The 14102-nt window shown below is 70.0% G+C and carries 12 protein-coding genes and 1 pseudogene; 5 read left to right on the top strand and 8 right to left on the bottom strand.

What is annotated here, in order from left to right; translation table 11 throughout:
* Positions 1-40: 40 nt before the first annotated feature.
* A complete protein-coding gene (locus BM362_RS42140) occupies positions 41-1588 on the top strand; it encodes a phytoene desaturase family protein (protein WP_067591092.1) in 1548 nt (515 codons plus the stop codon).
* 4 nt (positions 1589-1592) lie between these two features.
* Entirely contained in the window at positions 1593-2681 is a 1089-nt protein-coding gene (locus BM362_RS42135) for an NAD(P)/FAD-dependent oxidoreductase (protein ID WP_093576942.1), read from the top strand.
* A gap of 145 nt (positions 2682-2826) precedes the next feature.
* Here the strand turns inward: BM362_RS42135 and yaaA are convergent, their stop codons facing one another.
* Entirely contained in the window at positions 2827-3570 is a 744-nt protein-coding gene (gene yaaA / locus BM362_RS42130) for a peroxide stress protein YaaA (RefSeq protein WP_093576941.1), read from the bottom strand.
* A 66-nt stretch (positions 3571-3636) separates the two neighbouring features.
* Between yaaA and BM362_RS42125 the strand changes: the two genes are divergently transcribed.
* The gene (locus tag BM362_RS42125) at positions 3637-4602 is read left to right on the top strand and encodes a GNAT family N-acetyltransferase (protein WP_167545647.1); all 966 of its coding nucleotides are present in this window, start codon (positions 3637-3639) and stop codon (positions 4600-4602) included.
* A 320-nt stretch (positions 4603-4922) separates the two neighbouring features.
* Here the strand turns inward: BM362_RS42125 and BM362_RS42120 are convergent, their stop codons facing one another.
* Entirely contained in the window at positions 4923-5279 is a 357-nt protein-coding gene (locus BM362_RS42120) for a VOC family protein (protein WP_093576939.1), read from the bottom strand.
* A 124-nt stretch (positions 5280-5403) separates the two neighbouring features.
* On the opposite strand from BM362_RS42120, the gene BM362_RS42115 reads away from it, so the two are divergent.
* Positions 5404-7152, top strand: coding sequence for a proline--tRNA ligase (locus tag BM362_RS42115; RefSeq protein WP_093576938.1), 1749 nt, complete (start codon positions 5404-5406; stop codon positions 7150-7152).
* 4 nt (positions 7153-7156) lie between these two features.
* Positions 7157-8149, top strand: a pseudogene (locus BM362_RS42110) (DUF8017 domain-containing protein).
* Here the strand turns inward: BM362_RS42110 and BM362_RS42105 are convergent.
* From BM362_RS42105 to BM362_RS42080, 6 genes are all read right to left on the bottom strand, one after another.
* Positions 8089-10260: a bifunctional lysylphosphatidylglycerol flippase/synthetase MprF gene (locus BM362_RS42105; RefSeq protein ID WP_093576937.1), complete on the bottom strand. Its 2172-nt coding sequence runs from the start codon at positions 10258-10260 to the stop codon at positions 8089-8091. The pseudogene BM362_RS42110 and the gene BM362_RS42105 sit on opposite strands and share 61 nt — an antisense overlap.
* 234 nt (positions 10261-10494) lie before the next feature.
* Positions 10495-11196: a haloacid dehalogenase-like hydrolase gene (locus BM362_RS42100; RefSeq protein ID WP_167545650.1), complete on the bottom strand. Its 702-nt coding sequence runs from the start codon at positions 11194-11196 to the stop codon at positions 10495-10497.
* Positions 11197-11226: 30 nt separating this feature from the next.
* On the bottom strand, positions 11227-11637 hold the full coding sequence (locus BM362_RS42095) for a YjbQ family protein (protein ID WP_037820381.1): 411 nt from the start codon (positions 11635-11637) through the stop codon (positions 11227-11229).
* Positions 11638-11653: 16 nt separating this feature from the next.
* Positions 11654-12298: a response regulator transcription factor gene (locus tag BM362_RS42090; RefSeq protein WP_043834330.1), complete on the bottom strand. Its 645-nt coding sequence runs from the start codon at positions 12296-12298 to the stop codon at positions 11654-11656.
* A 24-nt stretch (positions 12299-12322) separates the two neighbouring features.
* Positions 12323-13582: a sensor histidine kinase gene (locus BM362_RS42085; RefSeq protein WP_093576935.1), complete on the bottom strand. Its 1260-nt coding sequence runs from the start codon at positions 13580-13582 to the stop codon at positions 12323-12325.
* Positions 13583-13876: 294 nt separating this feature from the next.
* On the bottom strand, positions 13877-14095 hold the full coding sequence (locus BM362_RS42080) for a hypothetical protein (protein ID WP_067591117.1): 219 nt from the start codon (positions 14093-14095) through the stop codon (positions 13877-13879).
* Positions 14096-14102: the final 7 nt, after the last annotated feature.

The raw sequence follows: 14102 nt of genomic DNA, 5'->3' as shown, positions 1-14102 counted from the left end.
GCCTGGAGCGCGCTCCTGGTCAAGCATTAGGCTCGCGGCGGTGGACTACGACGCGGTGATCGTGGGCGGCGGGCACAACGGGCTCGTCGCCGCTGCCTATCTGGCCCGGGCCGGCCGGTCGGTGCTGGTGCTGGAACGGCGTGCGGAGATCGGTGGCGCGGCAGTGTCGTTCCGCGCTTTCCCCGGCGTGGACGTCCGGCTCTCGCGCTATTCGTACCTGGTCAGCCTGTTGCCCCAGCGGATCGCGGCCGAGCTGGGCTTGGGCGTCCAGCTGCGGAGGCGGCGGATGTCGTCCTATACCCCGGCCGGCGGAACGGGTCTCCTTGTCGACACGGGCGACGGCGAGCGGACCGGCGCGTCGTTCCGCGCGGTCACTGGGTCCACTAAGGACTATGCGGCCTGGCAACGGTTTTACGCCTCGGCGGCACGGGTGGCGGAAGCGACTTTCGCTTCGCTGACCGAGCCGTTGCCGACGCGTGCCGAGTTGCGGCGCCGGATCGGCGACGACGAGGTGTGGACGACGTTTTTCGAGCGTCCGGCAGGGGAAACGCTGCGCGAGTTGTTCGACGACGACGTCGTGCGCGGGGTCGTGCTCACTGACGCGTTGATCGGCACTTTCGCCTCCGCGGACGACGAGCGGCTTCGGCAGAACCGTTGCCTGCTCTATCACCTCATCGGCAACGGGACTGGTGACTGGGACGTCCCGGTCGGCGGGATGGGCGCGGTCACCGATGCTCTCGCCGACGCCGCTCGTCGCGCTGGGGCGACGCTGGTCACCGGCGCGGAGGTGCTGTCTGTGACGCCGGACGGAGAAGTTCGTTACCGCGCAGGCGATGCCGACCGCGTCGTGGTCGGCGGGCATGTGCTGGCGAATGTCGCGCCGCGCACGCTCGCCCGGTTGCTCGGCGAGGAGTCCGCGGCGTCGCCGGAGGGCGCGCAACTGAAGGTGAACATGGTGCTGCGCCGGCTCCCTCGGCTGCGTGAGGCGGCGGTTGATCCGCGCGACGCGTTCGGCGGGACATTCCACGTCAACGAATCGTTTGCCCAGCTCGAAACTGCTTACCAGGAGGCCGCGGAGGGCCGGATTCCGACCGTGCCGCCGTGCGAGATCTACTGTCATTCGCTGACTGATCCCTCGATTCTCGGCCCGGCTGAGCGGTCGGCGGGCGTGCAGACGCTGACATTGTTCGGCCTGCACATGCCGGCTCGGCTGTTCGAGGCGGACAACGACGGGGCGCGCGCGCAGGCGCTGCGGGCCACGGTGGCGTCGCTGGACAGCGTGCTCGCGGAGCCGATCGAGGACTGTCTGCTGCTGGACGACGACGGGAAACCGTGCATCGAAGCCAAAACGCCGCTGGATTTGGAGGCGGAGCTGGGATTGCCACGCGGGCACATCTTCCACCGCGACCTGTCGTGGCCCTACGGCGAGGACGAGACGGCGGGGACCTGGGGCGTCGAGACCGCGCACGAGCGGGTGTTGCTGTGCGGGGCCGGCGCGGTCCGTGGTGGCGGGGTCAGCGGGATTCCCGGGCACAACGCGGCGATGGCGGTGCTCGGTCGACGTTTCGGCGGCGGACAGGCAGGGTGAAGACATGCGCGTGATCGTGATCGGCAGCGGAATCGGCGGGGCTTCGACGGCTTACCATCTGGCGCTGCTTGGAGCGGACGTCGTCGTGGTGGACGCGGATCGGGCCGGGGTGGCGACCGACGCGGGCGCCGGGATTGTCAGCCCTTGGACCTCCGCCTGGGACGAAGCGGTTTATCCGCTCGCGGCCGCTGCTGGGCGGTACTACCCGGCGTTGGCGGCGGAATTGAGCGAGGCTGGGCATGAATCGTCGTACGAGGTGGTCGGCGGGATGGTGGTGTCGGCTCTTGAGGACGAGCTGACCGCGGCTTATGACCGGCTTGCCGGGCGGGTGGCGGACGCGCCGGAGGCCGGGGTCCTTGAGCGGCTTGACGAGGGGCAGGCGCGGGAGCTTTTTCCGCCGTTGGCTCCGGGGCTGGCCGCGGTGCGTCTGTCGGGGGCCGGGCGGGTGGACGGGCAGGTGCTGCGTCGTGCGCTGATCTCCGCGGCGATTGACCGGGGCGTTGAGTTCGTGACCGCTGAGGCTTCGTTGGAGCCTGGGTTGCGGGTGCGGGCCGGGGCGGAGGAAGTGGCCGGGGATGCGGTGGTGCTCGCTGCCGGGGCCTGGTCGGGGCAGGTGGCTGAGGCGTTGGGGGTGCCGGTGCCGGTTGTGCCGCAGCGGGGGCAGATCAGTCATTTCGACCTGCCTGGGGTGGAGACCGCCGGCTGGCCGGTGGTGTTGCCTCGGAGCAGCCATTATCTGCTGGCGTTTCCCGGCGGCCGGGTGGTGGCGGGAGCTACTCGGGAGAGCGAGGCCGGGTTCGACCATCGGGTGACCGCGGCTGGGCAGCGGGAAGTGCTGGAGCAGGCGTTGGCTGTTGCGCCTGGGCTGGGGGACGCGGGGCTGGTGGAGACGCGGGTCGGGTTTCGGCCGGTGTCGCCGGATGGGCTGCCGTTGCTGGGGCAGGTGGCGCCGGGGTTGTATCTGGCGACCGGGTTCGGGCCGGCCGGGCTTACCTTGGGGCCGTTCGCCGGGAAGTTGGTGGCGGAGTTGGTGCTGGGGGCGGACGTTCCCGGGGAGTTGCTGGCCGGGTTGGGGGCGGGGAGGTTTTCTTGAGGGGACGGCTCGTCGCCTGGGGGCGACGTTGCGCCCGCCTTGGTCGCGTGGGGCACCCCGAAGGTTGAGTGTGCAGGGGGCTTCGTATCGAGGTGCGGGGGAGGGGCTGGGCGCCTCGCTGGTGGGGTGCGCTGGTGGCGGATGGTCAGTCGGTGAGCAATTCCAGGGCGTGGTCGCCGGTGCGTTCTACGGTCAGGCCTGCTTTGGCGATTACGCGCACTAGTTGGTCCACAGTGGACGGTTCGCTTCGCGAGGTGGCCAGTACTGCGGCCAGTTTGCCTTTGTAGGCCTTGTTGAAGTGGCTCACTGTGGTGCGGTTGCCGTTGGCGTCTTCGGTTACTACGCGGACGGTCACTGCGTCCGAGCGCAGCTTTGCGAAGGCGGCGTACGTGCCCGAGCGGAGGTCTACTACCAGGCCTTCGACGTCGTGCAGCACTGGTTCCAGGACCGGCTTCCACAGTCCTCGCACGGTGCCTAGCGCGGGAACCGTGTTGCCGCCGGAGAGGCGGTAGGCCGGGATGGGGTCTGTTGCTGCTACGACGCCGAACAGAGAAGACGTGACGGCCAGCCGCTGGTGTGCTTTGGCTAGTCCGGCGCGGGTGAAGCTCTTGATGTCGAGCGCGTCGTAGAGAACGCCGGTGTAGCGGCGCAGCGCGGGCATCGTCGGGGAGGTCCAGAGGTGGGCGTTGCGGGTGACCTCGTCCGCTTGGCGCGCGGAGATGCCCAGCGCGGCGAGGCTCGCGGGGACGTCCGCCGCAAGCTCCACGAGGGCGTCGGCCAGTTTGGCGCGCACGGGGTTCAACTCTGGGAACGACAGGGCGTCCAGGTCCAGCGGCGCGCCTTTGCCGCCGCCGGCCTTGGTTTCTGAAGGGGGGAGGAGCACCAGCACCCCCGGAGCGTAACCGCCCGGTAATCCAGGTGCGGCGGCCGTGTGCCGCTCCTTACTCTGGCTCGCATGGAACTCACCTGGCGCCCGCTCACGCTCGCCGACGTCGAGGCCGTCACCCGGCTCTGCGCGGTCGCCGAGGAAACCGACCGGACCGGTGAGCACTGGGACGAGGGCGACGTGCGCCAGGAAATGTCGGGCCCCTCGGTCGATCTGCCCGGCGCGAGCATCGGAGCGTGGGATGGTCCGCGCCTGGTGAGCTACGCCCTGGTCGTCCCGCGCGCCGCCGCCGAGCCGGTGCACCAGCCGCACGTGGCGTCGCTGACCGACCCGGAACACCGGACGGACGAGGTCGCTTCGGTGCTGACCGAGTGGCTCGTGCGCACGGGCCGGAATGTCCACGCCCAGCACTTCCCGGACGCGAAGCTCGAACTCCACGCCGGTGCGCACGAGAACGAGCGTTGGTACATCTCGCTCCTCGAACGCGGCGGGTTCAAGCAGGAGCGCACCTTCGTGGAGATGCGCGCGGACCTGACTTCGCTGCCTCCCGCCCCGCCGCTCCCGGACGACCTTCCGCTGGCCGCCTGCGAAGAACACTACGACGCCTTGGTTCTCGACGCACGCAACGCCGCGTTCGCCGGTCACTGGGGCAGCACGTGGCTCTCGGCCGACGAGTGGAAGCACCGGTTCCGCGGCAACAAGGACTTCCAGCCGGACTTGTCGTTCCTCCTCCTTTCTCCGGAGCGCGACCGGGTGGTGGCGTTCGTGATGTCGTCGTTCTACGAGGCGGACGCACTGGCGACGGGGGTGCGGGAACTGCACGTCAACTACGTCGGGACCCTGGCGGAGGCGCGCGGGCGAGGACTGGCGTCGGCCCTGCTGGCCCACACCCTCGAAGCCGGGCGCGCGGCTGGCTTCGAGAGGTCGTCGCTGTCGGTGGACGTGGACAACACCCATCGTGCGCTCGCGGTGTACGAGCGGTGCGGGTATCGCACGGCCGAGCGGAATTACGGGTACGTTTTGCCGCTCAACTGACCCCCCTCGGCCGGGGACCGCTGCTGTGCGGGCTCGCTTGGCCTGTGGGCCGCGGTCGCCGGTGGCCGCGGGCCAGTGCGGGGGTTGCCTTTGCCACGCACCGCCGCGATCGCCGCGCACGACCGCGATCGCCGCCGCCCGCGCCCGAACCGTCCGCGCGCCTGCGTCTGGTTCTGCCGGGTCCGCTACCGCCCGAACCGTCCGCCCGCCCGCGTCCGGTTCTGCCGGGCCCGCCACCGCCCGAACCGTCCGCTCCGCCCACGCTCGCCCTCGGCCAGGGCCAGCCGCGGTCACCCAGCCGGGCGCGTCTCACCGCATCCTCAATGCGCCCCCTTCGCGGACACGCAAAACACGTTCCCCTCCGGATCCTCCAGCACCGTCCACTCCAGGCCCGGCGCCGAATGCCTCCCCAGCTCCGCCGCGCCCAACCCGACCAGCCGCCGGACCTCCGCCTCCCGGTCGTCGGCTCCGAAGTCCACGTGGACGCGGTTTTTCCCGGCCCGGGGCTCCGGCACCCGCTGCAACCCCAGCCGGGGCCCGCCCGACGCGGGGCCCTCCAGCATCACGAACTCGCCGTAGTCCGCGGCCACCGAAACGCCCAGCGCCGCCGTCCAGAACTCCGCCAGGCGCTGCGGCTCGGTGCAGTCGACGGTGATCATGCCCATTTCCAAACCCATGCCCGCACGCTAACCGCGACCACCGACAAAAACCGCACCCGCCGATAACCCGCATGCGTCGCGGCCAGGGGGTTGACTACTCTGTGCGAAACATCTAAGGCCCGCTCAGCGCAGGGAGTTCCCAGTGATCACCAGGATGTCGTCGTTGTTCCTCCGCACGCTGCGCGAGGATCCGGCGGACGCCGAGGTACCCAGCCACCGGCTGCTGGTGCGCGCCGGCTACGTCCGCCGGGTCGCCCCGGGTGGTTACTCGTGGCTGCCGCTCGGGCTGCGCGTGCTGCGCCGCGTCGAGGAGACCGTGCGCCAGGAGATGAACGCGATCGGCGCGCAGGAGATCCAGTTCCCCGCGCTGCTGCCCCGCGAACCCTACGAGGCCACCAACCGCTGGACCGAGTACGGCGACAACCTCTTCCGCCTCAAGGACCGCAAGGGGGCCGACTACCTCCTCGGCCCGACCCACGAGGAGCTGTTCGCGCTCACCGTGAAGGGGGAGTACAGCTCCTACAAGGACTTCCCGGTCACGCTCTACCAAATCCAGACCAAGTACCGCGACGAGGCGCGTCCCCGGGCGGGGATCCTGCGCGGCCGCGAGTTCGTCATGAAGGACTCCTACTCCTTCGACCTCGACGACGAGGGTCTTGAGCGCTCCTACCAGGCCCACCGCGACGCCTACATCAAGCTGTTCGACCGCCTCGGCCTCGAGTACGTCATCGTGGCCGCCACGTCCGGCGCCATGGGCGGTTCGGCGTCCGAAGAGTTCCTCGCGGTCGCGGAGAACGGCGAGGACACCTTCGTCCGCAGCACCGAATCGGGCTACGCGGCGAACGTCGAAGCCGTCGTCACGCCCGTGCCCGCCGCCCGGCCGCTCGACGGCCTGCCCGAGGCGCAGGTCCACCACACCCCGGACACGCCGACCATCGAGACCCTCGTCGCGTTCTTCAACGCCGCCGGGCTCGGCCGCGAGTTCACCGCGGCGGACACGCTGAAGAACGTCCTGGTCAAGACGCGCCGGCCGGGTGCGAAGGAGTGGGAGCTGCTCGGCATCGGCGTCCCGGGCGACCGCGAGGTGGACTTCAAGCGCCTCGAAGCGGCGCTCGAACCCGCCGAAGTGGAACTGCTCGAAGAAGCCGACTTCGCGAAGAACCCGTTCCTCGTCAAGGGGTACATCGGCCCGAAGGCGTTGCAGGAGAACGGGGTCCGCTACCTCGTCGACCCGCGCGTGGTCGAGGGCAGCGCCTGGGTGACCGGCGCCGACCAGCGCGACCACCACGTGCTCGACCTGGTCGTCGGCCGCGACTTCACCCCGGACGGCACCATCGAGGCCGCCGAGGTCCGCGAGGGCGACGCGTCGCCGGACGGGAACGGCACGCTCGTCGCCGCGCGCGGCATCGAGATCGGGCACATCTTCCAGCTCGGCCGCAAGTACACCGACGCTTTCGAGGTGGACGCGCTCGGCCCGGACTCCAAGCCGGTCCGGATCACCATGGGCTCCTACGGCGTCGGCGTCTCCCGCCTGGTCGCCGTGCTCGCCGAGCAGAACCACGACGAGCAGGGCCTCGTGTGGCCGCGCGAGGTGTCGCCGTTCGACGTGCACGTGGTCATCGCGGGCAAGGACGAGACGGTGCGCGAGGGCGCGGAGAAGATCGCCGCCGAACTCGACGCCGCAGGTCTCGAAATCATCCTCGACGACCGCAAGGCCACCCCGGGCGTGAAGTTCGCCGACGCGGAGCTGGTCGGCGTCCCGACGATCCTCGTCGTCGGCCGCGGCCTCGCGAACGGGCTGGTCGAGGTCAAGGACCGGCGCACCGGCGAACGCGAGGAAATCGCCGTCGACTCGGTCGTCGACCACCTCGCGAAGCTCGTCAGCGGCTGAAGCCGTGGGCTGGTTCGGACGCAAACGCCGCGATGACGGCGGATACCGGGACAACGCCGCGCTGGGCGGTTTCGGCGGGTACGAGCCGTCCGACGCGCCGAAGTTCCCGAGCGCCGGGTACGGGAGAACCGGCCCGGCGCCGTCCGAACCAGCCCCGCAGCCGCAGGACACTCCGCCGGAACCGGATCCCCTGCGGCAGACCCTCACTCCGGCACAGCTCCGGCGAGGGACGCCCCGCAAGGTCAACCTCCGCCTGGTCAAGGCGGTCCCGATCGTCATCCTGATCGGGGTGTTCGGCTACACCGCCTTCTCCGCCAAGAGCCACCGTTCCGCCCGCACGGACGACACTCCGCGCGCCCCGTACACCTATCAGCCGGATCCCCGCGTCGTCGTGCCGCCGGTGGTCGCGGGATGGCAGTCAGTGGCAGGCAAAGACGGCAGCTACGCCTACGACGTGCCGCCGTCCTGGGAGCCGGCTCCGACCACGCTGCACGGCTGGGACCCGGCCGCCGGATCGCCCGGGATCAACCTGTCCACCAGCGCGTTCCTCGGCAAGGGAAGCTGCAAGGAGGATCCGGTCGGCCAGATCGGCGGCTCGGGTTTCACCGCCGAGAAGACCGGCGACGCCGCTGAAGCCGCTCGCAAGGCCGTCACTGACCTGGGCGTCAGCGCATACACCGGTCAGGGCGCACCGGCGGCGAAGGTGACGCCCGGCGCGCCGGAGAAGACCGAGGTCAAGATCGAGAACAAAAGCCGCGAGGGCACGCTCGTGGTCGCCGAGGTGGCCCCGAGCAACGCGCCGTGCTAGCCGCGGAGCGTGCTGGTCGGGGCGCTCGCGCTCGACGCCGGCGAAAAGTCGGCCGTGCTGGTCGCGTATTCCGAACAGGGCCGCCCGGGCTCCGCGTCCCGGGACGACCTCGTCCGGATTCTGCACAGTTACCGCGGCGTCCCGGCGGCGGAGCGGTCCACGACCACGCCGCCGCCGACCACGCGCTGACGCCGCAGCGCCAGTTTCGCGAAGTCCATCAGCCCGGCGTTGGGCAGGTACGCGCGACCGAGCGCGATCCCGATCCGCGGCAGATCGGCCTCGTCGCGGTAAGCGAGGTACAGCGGCTCGTGCCGCGGCTGGAACTTCGCCTTGAACGCGTGCAGGGAACGGAATCCGTAGTACGGCTCCATCATCGAGCCGAGCGCGTCGAGCATCCGGTCGACCATCTGCCGCGGCGTGCTGTCGTTGCTGCGGACCAGCGGCGCGCCCGAGAGCGACACGAACTTCGCGCCCTCCTCGCGGAACGCCAGGCAGGTCGAGGCGATCAGGAACTCCATCACCGGCCGGAATCCGCCCGCGCGGCGGCGCATCACGTCGAGCGTCCAGCCGCCGACCTCGCCGTCGCCGGTGTGCACCGGCAGCCACGACGTCACGCCGTGCACCGTGCCGCCGGAGTCGACCGCGAGACCGACCCGGGTCGCCGGGTCCATCGCCTGGTCCACGCCGCCGAGCGTGAAGCCCATTTCCGGCAGGCCCTTGTCGCAGATCCATTCCTCGGACAGCGTTCGCACCTGTTCGCGGATCGACCACGGCTGTTCGGCCAGCCGCACCAGCCGGAACTCGATCCCGTCCTTCTTCGCGCGGTTCAGCGCGGTCCGCACGTCCTGCCAGGCCTTGCCGCGGAATTCGAGGTTTTCCAAGTCCACCAACGTGTCCTCGGCGACCTGGACGTGCTGCCAGCCCAGTTTCGCGGTCTGCGCGACGGTTGCCGCGGTCGCGGAGAACACGCACGGCACGAGCCCGGTGTTCTCGCACATCGCGGAGAATTCCCGCAGCGTGCGGTCGCTCGTCCCGTCCGGCGCGACCGGGTCGCCGAGCGCGACCGCGACGCCCGCGTGCCGCTGGTAGGCCAGGTACGACGCACCGTCGGAGGCGACGAAGTAGGTGTTCTGCGGCCAGGTCGTCATCCACGAGATGGTGCTGCCGCCGTTGCGGCCCAGCAGAAGCCGGGCGAAGGCCGGGTCCGGCCCGCCGCGGAACAGCTTGCGCCGCCTGCGTCGCGAAGGCACCCGGAACGCGCGCCGCGCGGAGATCAGCAGCACCAGTTCGACCGTCCACAAGAGATTGTCCACAATGAACAGCGGCGGGCTGCTGAGGTTGTAGTCCTCGCGGATGAGCTGGGTGATCGCGACGAGCCCGGCCAGCACCGCCATCTGCGAGGCGGCGAGCACGCACAGCGCGATCGCGCACCGCCAGGCGAACCGCGAACCGCGGCGCAGCCCGTTGAGGATCGGCACCGCGACGACGCACAGCGGGAGAAGTTCGTTGCCGGACAACGAGATCGAGTCGGACGAACCGAACGGGCCGTCGCCGGGGACCAGCCACATCACCACTTCGGCGACGACCAGCAGCACCAGTCCGGCGGACGCGAGCAGCCGCCATTCGCGCAGCGACGGCTTGTTCGCGTTGCGTGCGGCGGGCCCGGCGAGCCGGCGGCCCAGCGGCAGTGCGAGAACGAGTGCGAAGAAATGCACGAGGTCGGCGAGCGTGCCGACATAGACGATCGCTACCCCGGCGTACACGCAAAGCCCGGCTCGCAGGCGCAGTCGCCACGGCGTGCGCAGGGTCGCGCTGGTGATGGCGATCGCGGCGAGCGCACCGCCGGAGAAACCGACGTCGAGCGTGCCGGAGATCCGGTCGGCCCACGCCCAGCCGGAATTGCGGGAAAGTTCAAGGAACTGCACCGCCACGACCGTGGACACCACTTGCCCGCCGATGGTCACCGCCATCGCACGCCGGGTGCCGAGGTGCCATTCGGCGAATCCGGCCATCAACGCGAAACTGCCCGCCATCGGCAGGTAGAACCACGGGCGCAGGGCGTAGAACGGCCCGGTGAACAGCGTCCACCAGCGGCCGTGTTCGAGCGAGGGAAGGCCGTAGGCGTAATAGTGGAAAGCGTGCTGGTGCTCGGCGGCATGCCAGAGCGAACCGGTCGCGACGCCGGTGATCAAAATGGCGAGCACGACAGTCGTCGTGAACGGAATCCGGTGCCACAGCACTGCTAGCCGTCCGCGTGCCTCTCCGGCCGTGAGGCCGGTTCCCCCCTGTGCGATCGTCATGGGGAAAGTTTGGCGCGGCGATCTTAAGCGGTCATCGGCCGTCGGACCTACTTCTCCCCCTAAGGGACTGCTACCCCAGGGGGACCCGACCCTGGTCCCAAGACTGACGCTCGGCGTAGGGCAACACTCTCACCAGCGCAAAGAAGCTGGCATTCGGCTAATGAGCGGCGTATCCGACCCGGAACAGGGGTTGACACCGAATGCCGCCCGAACGAGTGATTCCGGTCGCCTGCCTCACGGCGTCCCGAGCACTGCCGCGCGGACGGCGGAAAGGTCGGCGAGGTCCGGCAAAACCAGGTGCGCGCCGGCGGCAGTCAGTTGTTCGGCGGAAAACCGGCCAGTAGCGACACCGATCGCCACCGCGCCGTAATCGAGAGCGGCCTCGATATCGTGGGGAGTGTCCCCGAGGATTACTACGGATTCAGCAGGGAATTCCGTGTCATGCTTCGTTTCCGCTGCTTTTACGGCGTGCGGGACCAGATCCGCGCGGCGGGCCGAAAGCGAGCCGTAGCCGCCGATCTCCAGGTCGAGATGTTCGTCGAGACCGAGCGCGGCGAGCTTGTGCAGCGAGATCTCCGGCAGGTTTCCGGTGATGAGGCTCTGCACGACGCCCTCACGGCCGGCGAAGTCGGCGAGCACGGCCGCCGCGCCGTCGAGCGCCCGGCCTTCCTCGGGCAGCGTTTCCCTGGCGCGTTCGACGGCCGCGATCAGCTCCCGCCACATCCGCTGGATGGTGTCCTCGTCCGGTTCGATCCCGTGCGTCTTCAGCACGTCGGCGGTGATCGCGCGTTCGGTCCGGCCGCCGAAGTCCGGGGGCGTGCGGAACTCCGCGCCGGTCGCGGCGGCGAGCGCGGATCCGTACCAGCCGATCCCCAGCCCGGTGTAGTCGACGAGCGTGTGGTCGATGTCCCAGAGCACCAGCCGGTGCGCGCGAATGGCCGTCACGGCAGCGATGCTACGGCGGGTTCAGCCGGTGAGGTAGCTGAAGCGGACGCGGCGGACGGGGTTGTCGACGTTCGTGTCCACCAGGCACACCGACTGCCAGGTGCCGAGCAGCAGCACGCCGCCGAGCACCGGCACGGTCGCGTACGGCGGGAGGAACGCCGGGAGCACGTGGTCGCGGCCGTGTCCGCCGGTGCCGTGCTGGTGGCGCCAGCGGTTGTCGCGGGGGAGCAAATCGTCGAGCGCGGCGAGGAGGTCGTCGTCGCTGCCCGCGCCGGTTTCCAGCACGGCGAGCCCGGCCGTCGCGTGCGGCACCCACACGTGCAGCAGGCCGTCGGTGGCGTCGGCGTCGCGCAGGAACCTTTCGGCCTCCCGGGTCAGGTTGTGCACGACCGCGGTGTTGCCGGTGTGCACCTCGATCTCGGTGGAGTACATACCGTCAGGGTAGGCGTCAGGAATCGAGATAGCGGAGCACGGCGAGGACGCGCCGGTTGTGCCCGTCCGACGGCGGCAGGCCCAGTTTGCCGAAGATGCTCGTCACGTACTTCTCGACCGAGCCCGCGGACAGGAACGCCTCCGCCGCGATCGCCGAGTTCGACCGGCCCTGCGCCATCAAGCCGAGGATCTCGCGTTCGCGCGGTGTCAGCTCGGCGAGCGGGCCGGCCTGGCCGGTGGTCGCGAACAGCTGGCGGACGACTTCCGGATCGAGCACCGTCTCTCCGGCGGCGACGCGTTCCAGCGCGGTGAGGAAGTCCGACACCTCCGCGACGCGGTCCTTCAGCAGGTAGCCGACCGCGCCTGCTTCCCCGGCGAGCAGTTGCTTGGCGTAGTTGGTCTCGACGTACTGCGAGAAGACCAGAATCGCGCAGCCGGGCCGTTCGGCGCGCAGGTCAATCGCCGCGCGCAGGCCTTCGTCGGTGTGGGTCGGCGGCATCCTGATGTCCACAATAGACACATCGGGCCGGTGCTCGCGGACGGCGGTCCGGAGGTCGTCGGCGTTCTTCACCGCCGCTGCTACCTCGTGGCCGCGCAGGCCCAGCAGTTCGACTAGGCCCTGGCGCAGAATGGCCGAGTCTTCCGCGATCACGATCCGCACGGTTTCCCCCTCATTTCACCGAGTTTAGCGGGGCAGCGGGAGCGTGGCGGTGACGACGGTCGGGCCGCCGTCCGGGCTCGACACGGTCAGGTCTCCGTCGGCGGGGCGGAGGCGTTCGGCGATGCCCGACAGTCCCCCGCCGGGGATGATCGCGGCACCGCCTGGGCCATGGTCGATTACGGTCAGGCGCAGGACGTCTTCGCGGTCTTCGACCAGGACTGTGCAGCGTCCGGCGCCGTGTTTGGACGCGTTGGTCATGAGTTCGGCGGCGGCGAAGTAGACGATCGTTTCCAGCGACGGTGGCGGGCGGCGGCTCAGTTCCACGGTGACTGCCGCGGAGAAATCGGCGGAGCTGGCCAATGTGGACAGTGCGAGATTCAGGCCTTTGTCCAGTGCGGCGGGATGGATGCCGCGGGCCAGGTCGCGCAGTTCGGTGAGGGCTTGTTTGGCGTTGCCGTGGGCGGCCTCGACCAGGGTGCGGATCTGGTCGAGGTCGACGGGGCCGGCGGCCAGTTCTTCCTTTGCCAGCCCCAGTTTCATGGCCATGGCGACCAGTTGGGCTTGGGCGCCGTCGTGGAGGTCGCGTTCGATGCGGCGGAGTTGTTCCGCCGCGTCGTCGAGGGCGGTGGCGCGGGTTTCTTCGAGGAAGCGGACTCGTTCGCGCAGGTCTGGGTCGGCCACGAGGGTGCGGAGGAGGAGGCGGTCCACTCCGGTGATCAGGTGCACGACGGCGGGCCAGACCGCCAGGACCAGGATGCCGGAGACGCACCAGACCAGGGAGCCTGTCCAGGTGTCGCTCTGGATGTTGAAGACCGGGAGGCCGTGGCCGGGTCTGGTCTCGAGCAGCCAGGTGAAGGGGTAGGTGAAGGAGGCCAGGCCGTACAAGCCGAGAGCGCCGGTGCCCAGCAGGGCCAGGAGGGCGGTGGGCAGGCGGACCAGGAGGTAGGCGACGGATCGCCAGGCTGTCCGGTCGGACAGGCGGGCGGTCAGCCAGTTCCACAGGCCGGGTTTGAGGTCGGTTCTCGGCGGGGCCGGGAGGGGGAGGTTCAGGAGCCGGGCGGCCAGGCGGCGGTGGAGGCCGCCGAAGAGCCTGGCGGTCTTGAGGACTCCGGTGAGGATCAGGAGGCCTGCGAGGACGGGGGTCAGGGCCAGGCCGAGGGTTGTCCCCGCCAGGAGAAGTAGTACGGAGAGCAACGGGAGCAGGCCGGTTGTGGCGATCCAGGTTGCTTCGGCCAGGGCCTGGCGGGGAGTGGCGGGCCAGAGGCGGCGGAGGGTGGGGTTCATGGGGTGACCGGTGCGGTTCCGCGGGGCGCGGGGCGGGGTGGCGGTCACCTGGTTGAGTTTGCCGGGTTGTGGGGGTGGGGGGGTAGCGGGGTGGCCCGTGTGGTTGGGCGGGGGGTAGCCCTACCTCGTCGCCTGGGGCGGCCATTGCCGTGGTCTTGGCGTGGGCGCCCCGAAGCTTGATTGTGCGGGAGGGCTGCGCGGGCGGTGCAGCGCCGGCGGTGGGGCGGCCTGCGGCTGTACGTGAGGGGAACCCTGAGGGAATCAAAGTTCCTCAGGGTTCCCCTCACATACGCGTCAGTCTGTTGTGGGAGGTTGGTCCAGGCGGACGTCGTCTTCTTTGGCGCGTTGTGCTGCTTCGCGCATTTCGATCATGTCCGTGAACCAGTCGCCCGTTTCGCGCGCTATGTCGCGGACTGCGCCAGTAATTATCGTGGCGATGTTGCCGATGTGGGTGGCCGCGGACTCCGTCAGCTCCTGCACGGTGTCCTTGCCACTTTCGAATGGGCCGACCATGGGCTTC

It is taken from the genome of Amycolatopsis rubida (genome assembly GCF_900115345.1).
Lineage (GTDB): Bacteria > Actinomycetota > Actinomycetes > Mycobacteriales > Pseudonocardiaceae > Amycolatopsis > Amycolatopsis rubida.
Note: the sequence above shows the minus strand (reverse complement) of the source record. Positions and strands in the feature narration are given on the sequence as shown.